We start from the raw sequence: 596 nt of genomic DNA, 5'->3' as shown, positions 1-596 counted from the left end.
TCAAGCCACTCCTTCGCACCCATGGCTTCTACTCCCAGCTTTTCCGTTACTTCGCAGCGCTCTTTGTCCAGAGCCTCCAGGACTCTCGCAACCGAAGGACTTATACCTTCAAGATAGAACTGGAAGTCCCCATGTTTCGTTTCGATCCAGCCGGCGTTCATGAGAATCGCACCGGGATGGAAGACAGCGCCAATATTGTTGAAGCTCGTGTATAGAACATTCTTTGCCAGCGTGAACTCGGGCATAATCTCGCTGATGATTGGAAATACGGACTCGTTATCCTTTGAGGGAAGCACAGAAAGAGGAACGGCATTCTTAATCCTGAATATTCTCACCATTCCAGGCCCCGAAATTCTTGAAGCAAAGACGAAGGTCTGAGCCTCGGCGATCACGGCCTTTTCTCTAACTCCCTTTGCTCTGAAGATCTTGTCGAATTCCAGCGCCCCGCCCGTTCGCCCGGGGTTCAAAACGACTATCTGACCTTCGCCGATACATTCGGCCAGTTTTTCGGCGATTTTTGCATGAGCAAAGGCCGGCACAACAACCATGATAGCTTCGGCACCCTCTATCGCCTTCTTCATATCTGTACCAACGTA

General features: G+C 50.7%; 1 protein-coding gene. It reads right to left on the bottom strand.

Features of this window, described 5'->3' with window-relative positions:
* On the bottom strand, positions 1–596 hold a 596-nt coding region (locus BG32_RS10350; RefSeq protein WP_183084323.1), incomplete at both ends, for an NAD/NADP octopine/nopaline dehydrogenase family protein.

Source organism: Mesotoga sp. HF07.pep.5.2.highcov (assembly GCF_003666285.1).
Taxonomy (GTDB): Bacteria; Thermotogota; Thermotogae; order Petrotogales; family Kosmotogaceae; genus Mesotoga; species Mesotoga prima.
The sequence above is the reverse complement of the archived record's forward strand: the minus strand, read 5'-3'. Positions and strand labels throughout refer to the sequence as shown.